Source organism: Helicobacter sp. MIT 03-1614 (genome assembly GCF_000762925.2).
GTDB classification, from domain to species: domain Bacteria; phylum Campylobacterota; class Campylobacteria; order Campylobacterales; family Helicobacteraceae; genus Helicobacter_C; species Helicobacter_C hepaticus.
Map to the genome: position 1 here is coordinate 58,687 of NZ_JRMS02000007.1, position 17,142 is coordinate 75,828.

A 17,142-nucleotide genomic window follows, 5' to 3' on the forward strand; every position below is an offset into this window, starting at 1 on the left:
GGAGGAAACAATGGAATTAGATGTATTTAAAGAAAATCTCACGCGAAAAGAGATTTTAGAATTTGCAAGATTGAGAGAAAAGCACGCAAATGTATTTAAAAAATGTAAGATTAATATTCATAGAAATCACGCTTTTGAGGCGATTATCACTATCATCAATCCTTTTTTGCAAAAAAGTGGTATTTTTAGCGAATTTAATCTTAGCTCTTATGATGAGAGCTTTTTGTTTGCCTTTATGCAAGAGGAAGTGTGGCAAAAGGCGGATTTGGAGATAGTGTGGATTGATTTTAATCATTATAAAAACACAGCGATTTTGCCCTATCTTTTAGAGAGGCTAAAGGCATTAAGACATCTTTCTTTAGCTCCTATTTTGGTTATTGCTTTAGATATTGATACGAATATTAATGAAGATTCAGAGGATTTAAAAGCATTTTTAGACATTAGCGATTGTGAGATTGTTTTTATCTCTCATCTTTTAAGTGGGTTTAATAAAAGTGATTTAATAGATGAGGTGAAAAGTAAAATCGCAGGCTCAAGACTAAGTAATTTCGCCTGTGTGAAGCTCGCACAGCTACTTGGGCTTGTGTGGATTCCAGCTTTTTTACTTCCTCATCTAAAGGCAATCGTATGTGATTTGGACAATACGCTTTATCGTGGTATTTTAGGTGAAGATGGTATAAGTGGAATTATAATCAATGAGGATTATCAAAACTTGCAAAAGCAGATTCTCTCCTACAAAAAGCAAGGATTTTTACTTGCCATTGCTTCAAAAAATGAGGAGGAGGACGCAAAAGAGCTTTTTAAAACAAGAAAAGATTTTGTGCTTCAATGGGGAAATTTTGATATGAAAAAAATAAATTGGAATCCTAAAGCCCAAAGCTTGCAAGAGATAGCACAGAGATTTAATATAGGATTAGATTCTATACTTTTTATTGATGATAATCTCGCTGAAGTGCAAAGTGTGCAAAGTTTGGGTGTAAAAACGATTTTAGCAACCTCACCATCTGAAGTGTTAAGAATCCTTAGTCTTTTCCCACAATTAAAAAAGATAAATGTAAAAAGAGAAGACTTACTGCGTTCTTTAGATATAAGAGCAAATGTGCAGCGAGAATCTTTTAAAGAGTTGCCTAAGAGTGAGTATTTTGAAAGCCTTTGTATGCAGCTGGAGTTTTGCATAAATGATATAGATAATGTAGAGAGGATTGAAGAGCTGCTCAACAAAACCAATCAATTTATCGCAAACTACACGCGCCCGAGTCTAGAGCAAGTGCGAGGGTGGATTATGGATAAGCAGCATTGTGTTGTGTCTATCGCAATGCAAGATAAACTAAGCGATAGCGGGATTATTGGCATTTTTGTAGGTAAAAGTGAAGAGACTCATTTATGTCTTATTGACTTGTGCGTGAGTTGTCGCGCACTTGGTAGAAAGATAGAGGATATTATGCTTTTTCAATCTTTAAGCTTAATGGCAGATTATTTAAAAGTAAAAAAAGAGAATGTTAAGGTGTATTATCAAAATGGAGCGAGAAATGCGCCATTTTTGAGTTTTCTTGACTCTTTGAATAGAGAATCCAAAAGTGAAAATTTTGTGATTCTCAAAGTTTCAGAGCTAGATACAGACGGACTTAAAATCAACATAAAGGAAGTAAAATGAAAAAAGAACAGCAAAGACTAGAAAACATCGCACAAGATTACGATAATCCACTCCAAGCCAAAGAAGTAACGAACTTGGAGATATTTTATGGATTTGAGATTTTTAAGAGATTTTATCGTGGTGGTGATGTTTTAGAAATGGGTCCCGCAGAGGGAGTGATGACAAAGTATTTAGTGGATTATGTAGAGAATCTTGAAGTTTTAGAGGGTTCCTCGCATTTTGCTAAGAATCTAAAAGAGAAATTTCCTCATTTAAATGTGCATAATGCTTTATTTGAGGAGTTTAAGCCAAGCAAGAAATATGATTGTATCATAATGGGACACGTTTTAGAACACGTAGAATCTCCCAAGCAAATCTTAGAATTAGCCAAAAAATGGCTTAAGCCTAATGAAAATAATTCGGGGGGGGGGGGTATAATTCTCTCTTTAGTGCCTAATTCTCATTCTATTCATCGTCAAGCTGCGGTTAAAATGGGTCTATTAAAGAGTGAAGATTCTATGAGTGAGGCAGATATTTTTCACGGGCATAGACGCATTTATGACTTACAATCTTTACAAAAAGAGTTTGATAGAGCAGGATTAAAGGTTATTGATAGTGGTGGTTATTGGCTCAAACCCTTATCAAACGCTCAAATACAAGCGCATTGGGATTCTCAAATGATTCTTGCATTTATGGAATTAGGGGAGGCTTATCCACAAATAGCAGGGGATATTTATGTTGTGGCGCAGTAGCATCAAACATCAAATTGTAGGGTTTTGATTATTGTAATAACAACCTTCTAACACTAAACTTGTGTCAATATTGTTTTAATTTTGCTAAAATAAGGGCAAATATCATTAAGGAACAATAGAAAGAATGAAAAACTTGTTATTTATTTTTGGGACGAGACCCGAAGCGATAAAATTAGCTCCTGTGATGCTAGAATTTAAAAAATATCCTCAAAAATATAATGTTATCCTCTGCAATACAGAACAACAAAAAGAGTTATCTCATCAAGCTTTGAATTTTTTTGGCTTAAAAGCGGATATAAATCTAGGAGTAATGGTAGAAAATCAGAGTTTATCATCATTGCAGGCTAGAATTTTAGTAAAATTAGAAGAGGTTTTTAAAAATCATAAAATTGATGGGGTATTTATTCAAGGAGATACGATGAGCGTTTTCGCAGGTGCGCTCACTAGCTTTTATCATAAGGCGGCTATTTTTCATATTGAAGCAGGATTGCGTTCTTACGATTTATTTGAGCCATTTCCAGAAGAAGCAATAAGGCAAATGGTAAGTAGAATTACAACCCTGCATTTTGCACCAACGAAAAAATCTGCTAAATCTCTCAAAAAAGAGGGAATAAGCAAAGATAAAATCTATCAAGTAGGCAATACAGGAATTGATGCACTTTCTTTACTTAATAAAAAAGCATTGCAAAGTGCATCAAAATTTTGGAAATCAAAAAATGTGAATGTTGTCAGGGGGGGGGGTATAGTATTGGTTACTGCTCATAGAAGAGAAAATCACGGGCAGAGACTAGAGTATATTTTAGATTCCATAGAGGCACTATCTTCCAAATTCCCCTCTCATCAATTTATCCTACCGCTACACCCTAATCCAAATGTAAAAAATAGAGTGTGCCAAAGGTTATCCACACATCACAATATCATTCTTACAGAGGCTTTAGATTATCCTCAACTTGTTTATATATTGCAAAAAGCAAAACTTGTTTTAACAGATAGTGGAGGCATACAAGAGGAAGCCCCAACTTTTGGTGTGCCTATTTTAATCTTGCGCCATAGGACAGAAAGAATGGAGGGTGTCAAAAAGGGATTTGCAAAACTTGTAGGCACAAAGAGTAGTGAGATTATTAAAGAAGCAACAAAGGTTTTGTCTCAAGGCTACACAATAGAGGGTGTAAATCCCTATGGAGATGGAAAGGCAAGCCAAAAAATTGAGAAAATTATAAGGAGATTTTTAAATGGATAAATTAGTGAGTATAGTTCTGCCTACTTTTAATGGAGAGGAGTTCCTAGCCCAAAGTATAGAGAGTGTATTAAAACAGAGTTATAAAAATTTAGAATTGATTATTGTCAATGATTGCTCTACTGATAGCACACCTCGCATTATAGAAGAATTTGCAAAAAAAGATTCTAGGATTAAAATCATTCATAATACAATCAATCAAAAGTTACCAAGGTCTCTCAACATAGGCTTTAATGCGGCAAGTGGAGAATATTGGACTTGGACTTCAGATGATAATTATTATTTAGAGAATGCGATTGAGGAAATGGTGGCTTACCTTGAGGAAAATCCAAATAAAGTGCTTGTCTGCACAGATTATACGATTATCAAACACAATGGCTTTAAAGAGGAAGATTTTATCGCTAGCACGAAAATAGCAGATTTGATTTCTTGGGATAGCATAGGGGCGTGTTTTTTATACAGAGCAAAAGTGGCAAAGTCGATAGGAGAATATGATGAATCTCAATTTAAAGTAGAGGATTATGATTATTTCTTAAGATTAGGATTAGCAGGGGAAATGGGAGCGATTCATAAAAAGCATTATGTATATAGGCGACATCCAAGCAGTTTGACTTATACGCAAGGATTTGCTGAAGTCGCTGGTAAAACAGAATCCTTACTCATAAAATACCTGCCCTTATATATAGCAAAATATCCCAATGTAGATTTAGATGTGAGGTCTCAAGTGAGATTGTGCTTGATTAACGGAGAGGATTTCAAACTTAAAGAGATTTGGAAAAACTGCTCTCCCAAGGAAAAAAGAGATTTCTATGTTCATTTGAGAAATTGTTATGTTAGCCTAAAAGATGAAAAATATTTAAAATATCTTTATACATTAGGGTTGTTCTATCGTATCAAGTTTTGGATTTGGCTACTTAGTAGAAAGCATAAATTAAGGCAAAGCTAAAATGAGAAATATTTATGTTTTTTATCCTACACAAGTTATCGGCGGCGCAGAATTACTCTTTGTGCGCTTGCTAAATTTTCTTGCGCAACACTACCCAAAAATAAAAGTTGGCTATATTAATTCCGCAGAGAGCTGTATCAATGAACTTTTAAGTGAGCGTGTGGAGAAAATTGCAGTAGGAAAAAGCATTATTTTGCCTGAAAATTCTTGCATAGTAGCCCCACCACATTGTATTTATAAGTTTTCACAAATAAAAACAAAAAATCTCTTTTTTCTTTTTTGGGTATTACATATAAAAGAGAGTGGCGCAATGGCTTATTGTTCAAGGTTAAGTTTAGAAAATGAAGTCAAGAGAATCCAAACAATGATACATCATAATGCTTTAATTTGTATGGACGAAGCAACAAAAATTACCACAGAGGAATTTTCTTCTTCTAAAGTAGAGCAAAAGCACATTGTGCCCGTAGTGCTTGAGGATTATCCTTGTTCATTTACTAAAGAAATTTTAGTTGATAAAGAGTGCATTCATATTGCTTGGGTGGGGAGACTAAGTAGGGATAAAATCTATGCTTTAATTAACCTAATGGATAACTTAGAGAAGCTAGATTTAGCCAAAAAGATAAAGCTACATATCATAGGGGAGGGAGATTCTAAGCATCTCATTAGAGAATATCCTTATGAGGTTATTTATCTAGGCACACTCTCGCCCAAAGATTTACCACTTTATTTGCAAAAGAATTGTGATATTTGCTTTGCTATGGGAACTTCTATGCTAGAGGCAGAAAAATGTGGTGTGCCTGCTGCAATGGTGTTTTATACGACTGAAAATTCCTCTAGTGATTGTTTCCTTTGGACATTTAAGCTTAGAAATTATGTTTTAGGATATGAAATGAATTTAGGTTTAATCCCTGAAAAAGAGCTAATGAGTTTAGAGCAGATTTTAAATGATTTTTTAGCCAATATGTCTCATCGTTCCAAAGAGGCAAGAGCACATTTTGAGAGTTTTTTGATAGAGAAACATATAGATAAATTTTTGCAATGTGTGAATGAAACTTCGTATTCAAAAAAAATTTTGAGTAAAGAAAAATCAAGAATTAAGGCAGAGCGTATTAAATTAAAATTATTTAAAAAATTAAGGAAAGTTTTGACATAATCCATTTCATTTTTTGTTCTTAAATACCATATTGTGTATTTTGTAAATAGGAGGGGGGGTATGAACAAAGGTATAAAAGCTACAATAAGACGATGTCTTTATATCAAAAATGATATGTATAAGGGCAATTTAAGAACAAAAATTTATCTCCCTCTTTTTTTCTTTAAATTTCCTTTATTACTTAAGCGTTTTAAAGATAATCGTGTAGATTATCGCCTCTTTTTTATATTGCCTATTTTGCGTAAAAGAGGCAATCAAGAAAAATTAGAATTCATAGAACAAACACAAAATAACTATAAGACTATTTTGCAAAGGATTCAATCTGCCTCCAAAGAGGGAAAACCTGTTAGAGTAGGGTTTTTAATCATCTCTGATTGTGTATTTTCTGCCCGAGCAATCTTTGAGCAAATGCTTAAAGATTGCACATTTGAACCTTTTGTGCTTGTAATACCTGATACTTCAAGAGGAGAAGAGAGAATGTTTAGAGAAATGACAAAGACTTATAAAAGTCTTTGTGAATCTTACCCAGAGTATAAAGATAAGATTTTACATTCTTATGATGAGACAAAAAAAGATTTTATTGATTTTAGCTCTACTTTGGATATAGCGTATTTTGATAATCCTTATGATTCTATGGTGTATAAATTTTATACGATATTTTATTTATCACAATTTGCTTTAAGTATTTATATGCCTTATGGTTATACAGGGTATTTAAATTATACTTTAGGTGTTTATGCTACTTTGGAATATAGTTTATTGTGGAATATTTATGTAGAAAATCAAAATAATTGTGAATTGATTAAAACTCATCAAATAGCAAAAGTTAAGAATCTCAAACTCATAGGTTATCCAAAGTTAGATTCTTTAGCAAAATTCTTAGCACAAGGGCAAGAAAGTAATAAGGAGAGAAAGCAAATCATCATCGCTCCTCATCATACTTTAACCTTAGAGGATTTTCCTTTATATCTCTCCAATTTTATGCGCCTAAGCGAATTTTTCTTAAAACTCCCTAAGCTTTATCCTCAAATTGATTTTATTTTTCGTCCACACCCTCTTTTATTTACGCACCTCATAAGATTTAAGATTTATGAGCGAGGGGGGGGAATAGCGAACTCTTTGTGGAAAATTATCTCCAACAAATCGCACAAATCCCCAATATGATTTACCAAGAGGGTGGGGATTATTTCGAGAGTTTTGCTACTTCTTCCGCACTAATCCACGATTGTGCCGGATTTATGGCAGAATGGCTCTACACTGATAAACCTGAAGCCTTTATTATAGAATCTCAAGATACGATTGAGCGAGAATTTACGCGTTTTGGCAAAGAAATATGCAAACATATCTACCTTGTCTCTAGTGAAAAGGACATTATAAATTTTATAGATTCTGTTGTATTACAAGAACAAGATTCTATGAAGCAATCTCGTCTTACTTTTGCCAAAGAATATATCAAAATCAATTATCCCAATGTTGCACAAATGTGTGTTAGGGAGTTGAAATCTTTCTTGCAGGAGTATAGGGAATGAAACGATTTATCTTTGATTTAGATGGAACAATTACCAAAGAAGAAACCTTGCCCAAAATAGCAAAATTCTTTAATGTCCAAGCAGAAATAGATAATCTCACGCAAGAGACAATCGCAGGAAATATTCCTTTTATGGAATCTTTTATCTCTCGTGTGAATATTTTGGGTAAATTGCCTGTGGATAAAATTGCAGATTTGCTTGAGCAAATAGAAATATATGAGCATTTAAATGCGTTTATAAAGGAACATAAACGTCAATGTTGTATAGCTACAGGGAATTTAGAATGCTGGATTGACAAACTTGTAGCAAAGGTTGGTTGTGAGACTTTTAGCTCTAGTAGCATTTTGCAGGATAATAATGTCTTAAAACTCACCCACATTCTCAAAAAAGAATCCATTGTCAAGCAGTTTCAAGCACAAGGGCAAAAAGTGATTTTTATAGGTGATGGGAATAATGATGTAGAAGCGATGAGGTTAGCAGATATTTCCATAGCCTCTGGTATCACGCATAAACCATCACCGGGTGTTTTATCTGTTGCGGACTATGCAATCTTTAGCGAGGAGGCATTATGCAGACTGCTTTATCAGTTGTTATAAGTTGTGCGGGGATTGGTTCTAGGCTGGGGCTTAATTCTACAAAAGCCTTAATAAACATTGATGGTAAATCCTTGATTGCTTGGCAATTAGAGCTTTTTAAAGATGTAGAAGATGTGCGCATTGTTGTAGGATTTCAAGCGTCTTTGGTGATTGAGGAAGTTTTGAAATATAGGAAAGATGCGATTTTTGTTTATAATCATAATTATTTTGATACCAAAACGGGAGCGAGTTTTTATCTAGGAGCAAGGGATGCAAATACTTATGTAATGGAGTATGATGGAGATTTACTCGTTAATCCCCAAGATATGGCAATGCTTTTAAACCAAAGTGGAGAATGGATAGCTTATACAGATATAAGCTCAAGTGAGCCGGTGTTTGTAAGCGTCAATAGTGCGGGAGAAGTGGAATCTTTCTCTCGTCAAAATGGTGATTATGAATGGACAGGACCTTGTTGCATTAAAAGAGAAAATGTAAAATTCACTTCAGGTAATGTCTATAATCAGCTAGAGACTTATCTACCGCTTAGAGGGATTAAAATCCGTGCAGTGGATATAGACACTTATGATGATTATCAAAACGCACTTAAAATCTTAAAACAATGGAGGAGAGAATGAATTTTTTAAGAAAACTCAAGAATAAAATCAAAAGATATTTTACTAAACCTTTTAAACTAGTGATTCCACAAGAATATGCTAAAGATTTGCAGCTATGGAATAATAATAGAGGTGTTTTTAGCACTTCTTATGAAGCCATCTGTGCAGTGATTTCGCAAAATTCCGAGAAAACTCCTTTGTTTTATTTAACAAGCAAATTTTGGAATCTTAAAAGTGTGTTACCTGCGAGATTTGAAGAGCAAAAAACATTTATAGAATCTAGCTTTATTCCTAAGCTCCAAAAGAGTGATACTCTACTAGATATGGGTTGTGCAAATGGAGAATGGACGTTTATATTTGCTCCTTTTGTCAAAAAAATTATGGCGTATGATTATTCTCCTGCCTTGATAGAGGGTGCAAGGGAAATTAATCAAAAAGATTTTGCCCATATTTCAAACATTACTTTCAATCAAGGTGATGTAAGCACTCTAAAAATAGAACAAACTTATGATTGTATTTCTTTTATGGGGGTTTTAACTTATATTTTAGAATGGGAAAAGTGCGAGAATATTCTATCCAAACTCTATACTGCTTTGCGGGGGGGGGGGGCTTATGATTTATAAAGATAATACCAACTCTAGCGCGGAAGATTTTTATTACTATGCAAATGGGAATTATTGGATGGTGGCGCGAAGTCGCGCGAAATATTTAGCACTTTTTGAAAAGTTAGGGTTTAAAATCGTGCAGGAGAAAATTATACATACCGTTACACAAGAGATTGCGAACACTCAAAGAGCAGTAGAATCTTATATGTGTATCTTACAAAAGGAGTAAGCAATGAAATCAAAGCCTTGCAAATCTAAGGTGGAGAGCTTTTTACCCACCCAAATGTTGCTCAAATCATCACAAATCTCGCACAATATAAGATTCCACTTACCCAAGAGGAAATGAGACAATGGAAGCAGTTGAAAAATCAAAAATAGTTGGAATCATCGGTGGAGCAGGAGTAGCTGCTACAAATAAACTCAATGAGCTTCTTGAAATAGAGCTTACCCAAAAAGGAGCTTTTAGGGACGCACATCACCCTCAAATCCTTACTTTTCAAGCGACCCAAGCTCCCTCCCGCAGTATGTATTTAGAGGGTAAGGGAGAGGATTTTACTAAAGATTATATAGACATAGCCAAAAGATTGCAAAATTTTGGTGCACAAACACTCTGTATGTGTTGTAATACTGCGCATTATAGCTTTGAAACTATTAAAGCAGCACTTCCACAAGTAAAAATGCTTAACTTAATAGAATCTGCAGTGCTAAAGGTAAAGCAAAGCGGGGCAAAATCTGTTGGTTTAGTCGCAAGTGATGGTTGTTTAAAAGGCAGAGTATATGAAAGATATTTTGAGAAAATCTGTCCAGAAGTGAAAATCATCTATCCGAATGCAGAGTTTCAAAAAAAAGTTACGCAAGGGATTTGTAATATCAAAAATGCTCATCGTTTTGATACTATGGATTCTAAAGCGCGTCCTAAAAATATCTTTAAGCAAGTATGTGAGCATTTACTCGGGGGGGGGGGAATATAATCCTACTTGGTTGCACAGATATTCGTGTAGATTATTACGAAAAAGAAAATATAGATAGCCTAGAAGTGCTAAAAGATTTAATTTTAAAAGAGGTGTTGAATGAATGAAAAGGCATTAGATTTTTTTAAGGCTTTGAGCAAAGGAGCAAATCAAAATTCTGTAAAACTTGCAAATAACACGGATTTTTCAGATATTGATGCAAAGTTTATTTTAAAATATGCTAATGAGAAATCACATATTTTGGATTTGGGTTCGGGCAGTGGGCTGATTGTAAATAAAATTTATCCTTATGTAGATAAAATTGTTTGTGTAGATAAATTTAAAGAATTTACAAAGTTTATTGCAAAAGAGCAAAAAATTACAATTTACAATGAAGATTTGTTTGATTTTGATACAAAAGAGAAGTTTGATATTATAAGTGCATTTGGGATTATGCACTATGCGAATGATGAAGAAGCGCAAGTTTTGTATAAAAAATATCAGCAATTTTTAAAGCCTCAAGGGATTTTTATCATCAAAAACCAATTTGGCATTAATGAGACAATCAATATTTCTGGCTATTCACAGGAGCAAAAGAGAGATTATTATTCACAATATCGGTGGATAGAGAGGGAAAAAGAGATTTTGATTTCTTTAGGACATAGAATCGTAGAAGTGTGCGATATTTATCCGCCCGAAGCAAATCGCTGGGATAATACACATTTTTATGCGATTGTAGCTTCTTGTGTTTAAAAATATAGAGCAATTCATCAATTTTCTGTATAATTCCTCCTTTATTTACAAATTAAAAGGAAAGAGCCTTAATGTCTCCTAAAATCTCTATTTTAGCCCCGAGTTTTAATCACGAGAACTTTGTTGGATTCTTTATACAATCCATTCTAGCGCAGAGTTTTAGTGATTTTGAATGTATCATCGTAGATGATTGCTCTACTGATAGAAATGTGCAGGAGATTTTAAAGTGCAAAGATGCGCGTATAAAGCTAGTCCAACACCCTTATAATCAAGGTATTAATGCAAGTTTGAATACTGCCTTTGAAAATGCAAGCGGAGAATATCTCGTATTTTTAGCCACTGATGATATACTAGAACCAAATGCGCTAGAAATCTTGCACCAAAGCTTAGAACAAAATCCTAATGCAAAAGCGATTTATCCACAGCTAATGAAAATAGATAAGGATAATCAAAAGTTAGAAATCCTTGAGGTAGCACGAAGAAGCAGATACGAGCTTTTACATCATCTTTTTATGAAAGGAAATTGTTTGACTTCACCGGGTATGGCTCTAAGAAAGTCAGATTTTGCAGAGATTCTCTATCCATTAGATAGGGCAATGTGTAACTACCAAGATGTGCAAATGCACATAAAATTACTTCTACGGGGGGGGGTCGTGCTTCTTGATGAAATTCTTGTGCTCTATCGTTTTGACGAACGCACGAACAATATTAGCGCACTCAACGGAAATACATTTAAACGCGAAAATATGGAGAAATCTAAACTAATGGATACTTTTTTAGAGTTTAAAAATATCGCTGGAGCGGAGGAATTATGCAAAAGTGTTTTTGCTAGGGAAATTAAAACGCTCAATATTACCCCCAATGCGTCAATTTTGGAGTATTTCTTAGGGAGAGTCGCACTTCTCTCGCCCATAGAGTTAAATAGAATGTGGGGTTATCATCAAATTATGGAATCTTATGCAAGCAAAGAGGGTGCGCAGAAGTTAAAAGAACTCTATAACTTTGAGTTTAAGGATTATTTGAAGCTTATAGAATCTCTTGATGAAGCACATACTAAAATTTATCTTAAATATAAGAAATACAAAAGAGCCTTTAATGCTACCCTTGCTCTATCTCTTGTGCTTTGCATATTTTTAATTGCATTGATGATAAAAGGATAATAATGAAAGATAATTTAGTGATTATTAGAGTAGATGGTGGGATAGCAAGTCAAATTGCTTTTATTACGCTTGGGCTTGCGTTTGAGGAAAAAGGCATAAAAGTCAAATATGATTTAAGCTGGTTTGAGGAAAGTGGCAAAGGGTTCTTCAATCCAAGTAAAAGTTATGATAAAGTTTATGATGTGAGCTTTGATATTCCTAAAGCCTTTCCTGCGTTGTCTCTAAAAATTGCAAGCAAAGAAGAAGTGGCTCATTATAGGAAACATTATTTTGTAGATGACAATGATGTGATTATGTGTCAGCCCCCGCTTTATGTTGGAGGATATTTGGGGAGAGTGTTTGATACGCGTTATGCTGGGCTTTTAAGAGAGCATTTCAAGCCACAAGAATTACAAGAGGGCAACACACCTTTTGCCGCATTGCTCCAAGAGATAGAATCTTCTCCCTCTCCTTGTGGGGTGCATATCAGGCGAGGGGATTTATCCCAGCCTCATATTGTTTATGGCAATCCTACGAGCAATGAGTATTTTGCCAAAAGCATAGAGCTAATATGCCTTTTGCACCCACAAAGTAGCTTTTATCTCTTCAGTGATGATTTAGCTTTTGTCAAAGAGCAGATTGTCCCACTGCTTAAGGGCAAAACTTATAGAATCTGCGATGTGAATAACCCAAGTCAGGGCTATTTGGATTTGTATCTTTTAAGTCGGTGTCGCAATATCATCGGCTCACACGGAGGTATGGGAGGATATGCGAAGATTCTTTCCCCTCACAATCCGCTTTTGATTACCCCTCGCTATCGTAATATTTTTAAAGAGGTAGAAAATGTAATGTGTGTGAATTGGGGAGAGAGTGTGCAACACTCACCTTTGGTATATTCTGCCCCCCCCCACTTGTCTCCCAGCTCAAAAGAAATGCGCCGCTTAATTCGCGCTTATATAAGGAGAAAGATAATGCAAGTGCTTGAAAAGTTTAAGATAAAAAGGTTTGCAAATGGTTCCCTTTCTTGATGTCAAGGCGATAAATCAAAGATTGAGTGCAGAGATGGAATCTGCTTTTTGCGAAGTGTTAGAGAGTGGTTGGTATGTTTTGGGCGAGCAAGGCAAAGCCTTTGAGCGTGAGTTTAGCGCGTATTGTGGGACAAATTATTGTGTAGGTTGTGCAAATGGTTTAGACGCTTTGCGACTTAGCATTAAAGCATTTGGATTTGGCGTGGGTGATGAGATTATCGTCCCTGCAAATACCTATATCGCTTCCATTTTGGCAATCACTGATAATGGCTGCACACCTGTGCTTGTAGAGCCAAGCTTAAAGACTTATAATATTGATGTGGATTTGATTGAGGAGCGTATCACACCAAAAACTAAAGCAATTCTTGTCGTGCATTTGTATGGACAGGCGGTGGAAATGCAGAAAGTTTGGGATTTAGCACAAAAATATGATTTAAAAATCATAGAAGATTCCGCACAAGCGCACGGCGCAATCTATCAAGGCAAGAGAGTAGGGAGTTTGGGCGATGTAAGTGGATTCTCATTTTTTCCGGGTAAGAATTTAGGTGCATTAGGCGATGGTGGCTGTGTGGTTACAAATGATGAAGCTTTGGCACAGAGAATCCGCGCATTAGGGAATTATGGCTCACATATCAAATATGAAAACCTCTATGCAGGGCTAAATTCTAGGCTTGATGAAGTCCAAGCGGCATTTTTGCGCCTCAAACTTAAAATCCTTGATGAGGATAATAAGCGGCGACAAGAGATTGCGAGAGTTTATAGAGAGCAGATTCAAAACGAGCGTATTATCCTCCCGCAGGTTCAAAGCGAGGAGGGGGCGGTGTGGCATCTCTTTGTCGTGCGCACGAAAAATCGCGCGCGTTTGCAAGAGCATTTGAGTCAGAGTGGAATCCAAACGCTTATCCATTATCCTATCCCACCGCACAAGCAGCAGGCTTACAAGCAATATAATCATTTGAATCTGCCCATTACCGAGCGTATTCACAAAGAAGTGCTATCCTTGCCTATAAGTCCTGTGATGAGCGATGAGCAAGTAGGCATAGTGATAGATGCTGTGAATGCGTTTAAAGAATAGAATCTAAGGAGATAAAATGCAATATAAAATCGTAGAACTTACCTGTGGCTTAGGCAATCAAATGTTTCAATATGCCTTTGCTAAGAGTTTAGAGTATCATTTGCAAATGCCTATTTTGCTTGATAAAACTTGGTTTGAAGTAGAGGGGAAAAAGCATTCTATTCCCTTTAGTTTAGATATTTTCAATATTGATTTGCCTTATGCGACACAAGAACAAATCGCCTATGCTAAGGAAAAAATTAGGTATTTTGAAAGCAAACCTAAAATAATAAGAAGTATTCTAAAGCGCATAGGCTATCCTAGAGCTACGAATAGTTGTGCTACTTATGATAAATACATAACAGAGTATTTAAAGCCAAATTCTTTTACATATTTTTATGGTTGGTTTCAAAATCCTCAATATTTTAAAAATATATCCTCTCATATAAAGGAGATATTATGCCCCCCATTAAAAGCGAAATAAATAAACATAAATTAGAGCAGATTCTCCAAGCTAAAAATAGCGTTTTTATCCATATCAGACGCGGTGATTATCTCACGCATTCGTGTCAAATAGATGTGAGCTATCATAAAAAGGCAGTGGCTACTATTGTAAGTAAAATAAACAATCCTCAATTTTTTCTTTTCTGTGCGGATAGAGAGTTTGCACAGAATCTTGATTTGGGTTATCCTTTTGTGGATATGACTACGCAAGAAATTGATGAAAATAATCATTATGAAGATTTAATCCTTATGGCACATTGCCAAAATGGCATAGTGGCAAATAGCACTTATTCGTGGTGGGCAGCCTACCTTATCAACAATCCCCATAAAATTATCATCGCTCCAACGCCTTGGCTACTTGGCACTGATGAAATTATTTGTGAAGATTGGATTAAGATAGAAGCAGCCAAAGAGGTGGTATTATGAAATACTCTCTTAAAACTTTTGTTAGAAACATTAGATATTTAGCGAGGTATAACCTCAAAGAAATGGATAATAAATTATCAAGTTTGCTTACATTTGCTCCCACTCCAACCTATTTTCTTCATTTTGCAGATATGTTGCGCGATGAAATCAAAAATGACTTTGATAAAATCGCACCGCCTATTGTGAAAGATAGCTTTGAGACTTTGGAAATTTTATTACAATCTCAAAAAAGCTTTATTCGTTTTGGCGATGGTGAATATGATATTATGGAGGGTAAAAGCATACCCTTTCAAGAATATGATAAATATCTTGCTCAAACTTTGCAAGAAGCTATTACCTCACAAGATGAGAATCTCCTCATTGGTTTGGGCTATGCCTATTTTCACTTACCTTGCAATAATCGTGTTCCAGAGTTAAATATACTTGGCTCACAGATAATTATCATACCATTAAGAAGTATCTTGTGCCACACAAAGAATATGGTGCGACAGAAATGAGTCAAATCTATGCTACTTTGGAAAAGTATGATTTTGAGCGGCATTATGCGCTACTTAAGCAACTTTTTGTAGATAAAAAAATTGTGGTAATTTGCGGGGATAAAGTATTAGCGAATGTGCAATATAGCATTTTTGAGGGAGTTAAAGAGATTTTTTATATCTATGGAGCGACTAAACACGCTTATCAAGGAGTTCCACGCTTAAAAGAACAGATTCTAAAATTTAGCAAAGACTATGTGCTTATTTTTGCTCTAGGACCTGCGGGTAAAGCTTTGGGTTATGAGATGTTTAAGCTTGGCTATCGTGTGCTTGATATTGGGCATAGTATTAAGGATTATGATGCGTATAAACGCAATGTAAAAATGGATTTGCAAGGTATAGCGGAATTTTTTGCCCCTGATGAGTAAATATATGTTGCACAAGATTGCCCCAAAATGAGCAATTTCAAAACAACTTCTCACACAAGGTTTCAAAGGCTTGATAATGTTGCCAAGATTCTATAATGTCTGCTCTCTCACGCTTTAAATCTTGCAAATCTTTATCACAAATTGCTTTGAATTCCCTTGCCACTTGTGGGTGTGTAGCAAAATATGCCAACACATCTTTTTCACTTAATGCGGCTGATTTTTTGTGTTTCACAATGGCTAAAAGTGTCTCTAGTGTCGCTATAAGTTCGCTTTGGATTTGTGCAAAATGTGTTTGAATGATTTGCTCTTCTTTATACGTTTTGACATAGACCTTGCAATTTTCTAAATCGGGATTGTTTTGATAGGAGGGCGGCATAATTTTATTTGTGATGTCTATGTCTTTTGCCCATTTTGTAAGAGTAAGAGTGATTGTGCAATCTTGTATCGGGAGGCAAAGGTGTAAGGGAAAAAGGAAATATAAATGTGCATAGGCTTGCTCTTCAAAAAGATGTCTATCTGCCTCTTTAGGTTTTTCAAAGCCAAAGATATGGCTTAAATCCCTCATTGTTTCAAAAGCTTTGTCTTTAGTAATTTCACTCATATCTATATAATGCTTTTGCGTGATATGCGGCAGAGATGTAAGCAATTCATTGAGGATAAAGCAGGATTGGAACTCATTTTGGTTTTGCCACCCAGTAATATAAGATTCTATTTTATCAAGGCAAGGAGAGTTTGTATTGTAAGATTCTTTAGTTTGGGGATTGTAAGCGTTATATTGCAGATAGTCAAAAAGTTTATTTTGCCCCCCCCCCGCCATTATTTTTATATGCTCTTGTGGGTGCGTAACAAAATTAATGATAGATTTAAGAATAGAAATTGGGTCGCGCACCAAAATCAAAGCTGGCACTTTGGCATTAAGAGTGTGGGTATATTTGGCAAAGTCTTTAAAATTATATTCGCACAGCGCAAGGGCTGCATAGGTTGGATTTGTGCTTAATCTCATATAATTTTTCTTGTATCGTTCAAATCCACTTTCTTTGAACTCTACATTTAGCGAAATGTTACAGTTTTGCAAAAATTGCAACATCGCATTATGTCCTGTGGCGTGGTAGGTGATAAAGTAAAATTGATAGTTATGCGGAATTGGGCGATTTAGCCTAAACAAAATGGGTGCTATGAATTTCGCAAACTTTTTGAGAAACATATATTGAATACCTACAAAAATGCCTTGTTCTTTGATAAGGGTTAAGGTTTTACTTTTTGGTTTGTGCATTGAGAATCCTTTAAGTGCAAAATAAGCTTAAATTATATCTAAAAATTAAGGGAGAATAGTTTATGAT

General features: G+C 35.1%; 21 protein-coding genes. 20 read left to right on the forward strand and 1 reads right to left on the reverse strand.

All coding sequences use genetic code 11. The features are described from left to right. Nucleotides 1-10 precede the first annotated feature (10 nt). The 20 genes from LS66_RS06200 to LS66_RS06295 all read left to right on the forward strand — a co-directional run bounded on the left by LS66_RS06200 (nt 11) and on the right by LS66_RS06295 (nt 15,802). Nucleotides 11-1,654, forward strand: coding sequence for an HAD-IIIC family phosphatase (locus LS66_RS06200; RefSeq protein ID WP_034368485.1), 1,644 nt, complete (start codon nt 11-13; stop codon nt 1,652-1,654). Next, entirely contained in the window at nt 1,651-2,385 is a 735-nt protein-coding gene (locus tag LS66_RS06205; protein ID WP_011114926.1) for a class I SAM-dependent methyltransferase, read from the forward strand. The genes LS66_RS06200 and LS66_RS06205 overlap by 4 nt, the downstream gene beginning before the upstream one ends. 124 nt (nt 2,386-2,509) lie before the next feature. Further along, nucleotides 2,510-3,625, forward strand: a complete 1,116-nt coding sequence (wecB, locus tag LS66_RS06210; protein WP_034368197.1) for a non-hydrolyzing UDP-N-acetylglucosamine 2-epimerase — start codon at nt 2,510-2,512, stop codon at nt 3,623-3,625. Next, nucleotides 3,618-4,568 (forward strand): glycosyltransferase family A protein, encoded by a 951-nt coding sequence (locus LS66_RS06215; protein ID WP_034368200.1) that lies wholly within the window; start codon nt 3,618-3,620, stop codon nt 4,566-4,568. The genes wecB and LS66_RS06215 overlap by 8 nt, the downstream gene beginning before the upstream one ends. 1 nt (nt 4,569) lies before the next feature. Continuing rightward, nucleotides 4,570-5,721, forward strand: a complete 1,152-nt coding sequence (locus LS66_RS06220; RefSeq protein ID WP_034368202.1) for a glycosyltransferase — start codon at nt 4,570-4,572, stop codon at nt 5,719-5,721. A gap of 60 nt (nt 5,722-5,781) precedes the next feature. Further along, nucleotides 5,782-6,885 carry a hypothetical protein gene (locus tag LS66_RS06225; protein ID WP_052057520.1) on the forward strand — a complete coding sequence of 368 codons (1,104 nt, stop codon included), beginning with the start codon at nt 5,782-5,784 and terminating at the stop codon, nt 6,883-6,885. Further along, entirely contained in the window at nt 6,843-7,250 is a 408-nt protein-coding gene (locus LS66_RS06230; RefSeq protein ID WP_052057521.1) for a hypothetical protein, read from the forward strand. Before LS66_RS06225 ends, LS66_RS06230 begins: the two co-directional genes overlap by 43 nt. Beyond that, nucleotides 7,247-7,846, forward strand: a complete 600-nt coding sequence (locus LS66_RS06235) for an HAD-IB family phosphatase (RefSeq protein WP_034368204.1) — start codon at nt 7,247-7,249, stop codon at nt 7,844-7,846. Before LS66_RS06230 ends, LS66_RS06235 begins: the two co-directional genes overlap by 4 nt. Beyond that, nucleotides 7,819-8,460, forward strand: coding sequence for an NTP transferase domain-containing protein (locus tag LS66_RS06240; protein ID WP_011114920.1), 642 nt, complete (start codon nt 7,819-7,821; stop codon nt 8,458-8,460). The genes LS66_RS06235 and LS66_RS06240 overlap by 28 nt, the downstream gene beginning before the upstream one ends. Further along, entirely contained in the window at nt 8,457-9,062 is a 606-nt protein-coding gene (locus LS66_RS06245) for a class I SAM-dependent methyltransferase (RefSeq protein WP_034368206.1), read from the forward strand. Before LS66_RS06240 ends, LS66_RS06245 begins: the two co-directional genes overlap by 4 nt. Continuing rightward, complete coding sequence (locus tag LS66_RS06250) at nt 9,052-9,273, forward strand: hypothetical protein (protein WP_138091947.1); 222 nt, start codon at nt 9,052-9,054, stop codon at nt 9,271-9,273. The genes LS66_RS06245 and LS66_RS06250 overlap by 11 nt, the downstream gene beginning before the upstream one ends. 121 nt (nt 9,274-9,394) lie before the next feature. Further along, nucleotides 9,395-10,015 carry an aspartate/glutamate racemase family protein gene (locus LS66_RS06255; RefSeq protein WP_201273665.1) on the forward strand — a complete coding sequence of 207 codons (621 nt, stop codon included), beginning with the start codon at nt 9,395-9,397 and terminating at the stop codon, nt 10,013-10,015. 99 nt (nt 10,016-10,114) lie between these two features. Next, the gene (locus LS66_RS06260) at nt 10,115-10,747 is read left to right on the forward strand and encodes a bifunctional 2-polyprenyl-6-hydroxyphenol methylase/3-demethylubiquinol 3-O-methyltransferase UbiG (RefSeq protein ID WP_034368120.1); all 633 of its coding nucleotides are present in this window, start codon (nt 10,115-10,117) and stop codon (nt 10,745-10,747) included. Between the two features lie 71 nt (nt 10,748-10,818). Continuing rightward, on the forward strand, nt 10,819-11,907 hold the full coding sequence (locus LS66_RS06265) for a glycosyltransferase family A protein (protein ID WP_034368137.1): 1,089 nt from the start codon (nt 10,819-10,821) through the stop codon (nt 11,905-11,907). Nucleotides 11,908-11,909: 2 nt separating this feature from the next. Next, nucleotides 11,910-12,914 carry an alpha-1,2-fucosyltransferase gene (locus LS66_RS06270; protein ID WP_052057514.1) on the forward strand — a complete coding sequence of 335 codons (1,005 nt, stop codon included), beginning with the start codon at nt 11,910-11,912 and terminating at the stop codon, nt 12,912-12,914. After that, the gene (locus LS66_RS06275) at nt 12,898-13,989 is read left to right on the forward strand and encodes a DegT/DnrJ/EryC1/StrS aminotransferase family protein (protein ID WP_034368123.1); all 1,092 of its coding nucleotides are present in this window, start codon (nt 12,898-12,900) and stop codon (nt 13,987-13,989) included. The genes LS66_RS06270 and LS66_RS06275 overlap by 17 nt, the downstream gene beginning before the upstream one ends. A 16-nt stretch (nt 13,990-14,005) precedes the next feature. After that, complete coding sequence (locus LS66_RS06280; RefSeq protein WP_034368125.1) at nt 14,006-14,452, forward strand: hypothetical protein; 447 nt, start codon at nt 14,006-14,008, stop codon at nt 14,450-14,452. Beyond that, on the forward strand, nt 14,428-14,898 hold the full coding sequence (locus LS66_RS06285; RefSeq protein WP_052057515.1) for an alpha-1,2-fucosyltransferase: 471 nt from the start codon (nt 14,428-14,430) through the stop codon (nt 14,896-14,898). Before LS66_RS06280 ends, LS66_RS06285 begins: the two co-directional genes overlap by 25 nt. Next, entirely contained in the window at nt 14,895-15,395 is a 501-nt protein-coding gene (locus LS66_RS10390) for a GT-D fold domain-containing glycosyltransferase (protein ID WP_034368128.1), read from the forward strand. The genes LS66_RS06285 and LS66_RS10390 overlap by 4 nt, the downstream gene beginning before the upstream one ends. Further along, the gene (locus tag LS66_RS06295) at nt 15,362-15,802 is read left to right on the forward strand and encodes a GT-D fold domain-containing glycosyltransferase (protein ID WP_268903661.1); all 441 of its coding nucleotides are present in this window, start codon (nt 15,362-15,364) and stop codon (nt 15,800-15,802) included. The genes LS66_RS10390 and LS66_RS06295 overlap by 34 nt, the downstream gene beginning before the upstream one ends. 37 nt (nt 15,803-15,839) lie before the next feature. Here LS66_RS06295 and LS66_RS06300 read toward each other — a convergent pair whose 3' ends face one another. After that, nucleotides 15,840-17,075 carry a DUF2972 domain-containing protein gene (locus tag LS66_RS06300; protein WP_034368134.1) on the reverse strand — a complete coding sequence of 412 codons (1,236 nt, stop codon included), beginning with the start codon at nt 17,073-17,075 and terminating at the stop codon, nt 15,840-15,842. Between the last annotated feature and the right edge of the window lie 67 nt (nt 17,076-17,142).

What these genes read in the sequence shown, in the direction of transcription:
- LS66_RS06200 (WP_034368485.1), top strand. Translation starts at nt 11, where the DNA reads ATGGAATTAGATGTATTTAAAGAAAATCTCACGCGAAAAGAGATTTTA.
- LS66_RS06205 (WP_011114926.1), top strand. Translation starts at nt 1,651, where the DNA reads ATGAAAAAAGAACAGCAAAGACTAGAAAACATCGCACAAGATTACGAT.
- wecB (WP_034368197.1), top strand. Translation starts at nt 2,510, where the DNA reads ATGAAAAACTTGTTATTTATTTTTGGGACGAGACCCGAAGCGATAAAA.
- LS66_RS06215 (WP_034368200.1), top strand. Translation starts at nt 3,618, where the DNA reads ATGGATAAATTAGTGAGTATAGTTCTGCCTACTTTTAATGGAGAGGAG.
- LS66_RS06220 (WP_034368202.1), top strand. Translation starts at nt 4,570, where the DNA reads ATGAGAAATATTTATGTTTTTTATCCTACACAAGTTATCGGCGGCGCA.
- LS66_RS06225 (WP_052057520.1), top strand. Translation starts at nt 5,782, where the DNA reads ATGAACAAAGGTATAAAAGCTACAATAAGACGATGTCTTTATATCAAA.
- LS66_RS06235 (WP_034368204.1), top strand. Translation starts at nt 7,247, where the DNA reads ATGAAACGATTTATCTTTGATTTAGATGGAACAATTACCAAAGAAGAA.
- LS66_RS06240 (WP_011114920.1), top strand. Translation starts at nt 7,819, where the DNA reads ATGCAGACTGCTTTATCAGTTGTTATAAGTTGTGCGGGGATTGGTTCT.
- LS66_RS06245 (WP_034368206.1), top strand. Translation starts at nt 8,457, where the DNA reads ATGAATTTTTTAAGAAAACTCAAGAATAAAATCAAAAGATATTTTACT.
- LS66_RS06250 (WP_138091947.1), top strand. Translation starts at nt 9,052, where the DNA reads ATGATTTATAAAGATAATACCAACTCTAGCGCGGAAGATTTTTATTAC.
- LS66_RS06255 (WP_201273665.1), top strand. Translation starts at nt 9,395, where the DNA reads ATGGAAGCAGTTGAAAAATCAAAAATAGTTGGAATCATCGGTGGAGCA.
- LS66_RS06260 (WP_034368120.1), top strand. Translation starts at nt 10,115, where the DNA reads ATGAATGAAAAGGCATTAGATTTTTTTAAGGCTTTGAGCAAAGGAGCA.
- LS66_RS06265 (WP_034368137.1), top strand. Translation starts at nt 10,819, where the DNA reads ATGTCTCCTAAAATCTCTATTTTAGCCCCGAGTTTTAATCACGAGAAC.
- LS66_RS06270 (WP_052057514.1), top strand. Translation starts at nt 11,910, where the DNA reads ATGAAAGATAATTTAGTGATTATTAGAGTAGATGGTGGGATAGCAAGT.
- LS66_RS06275 (WP_034368123.1), top strand. Translation starts at nt 12,898, where the DNA reads ATGGTTCCCTTTCTTGATGTCAAGGCGATAAATCAAAGATTGAGTGCA.
- LS66_RS06280 (WP_034368125.1), top strand. Translation starts at nt 14,006, where the DNA reads ATGCAATATAAAATCGTAGAACTTACCTGTGGCTTAGGCAATCAAATG.
- LS66_RS06285 (WP_052057515.1), top strand. Translation starts at nt 14,428, where the DNA reads ATGCCCCCCATTAAAAGCGAAATAAATAAACATAAATTAGAGCAGATT.
- LS66_RS10390 (WP_034368128.1), top strand. Translation starts at nt 14,895, where the DNA reads ATGAAATACTCTCTTAAAACTTTTGTTAGAAACATTAGATATTTAGCG.
- LS66_RS06300 (WP_034368134.1), bottom strand. Translation starts at nt 17,075, where the DNA reads ATGCACAAACCAAAAAGTAAAACCTTAACCCTTATCAAAGAACAAGGC.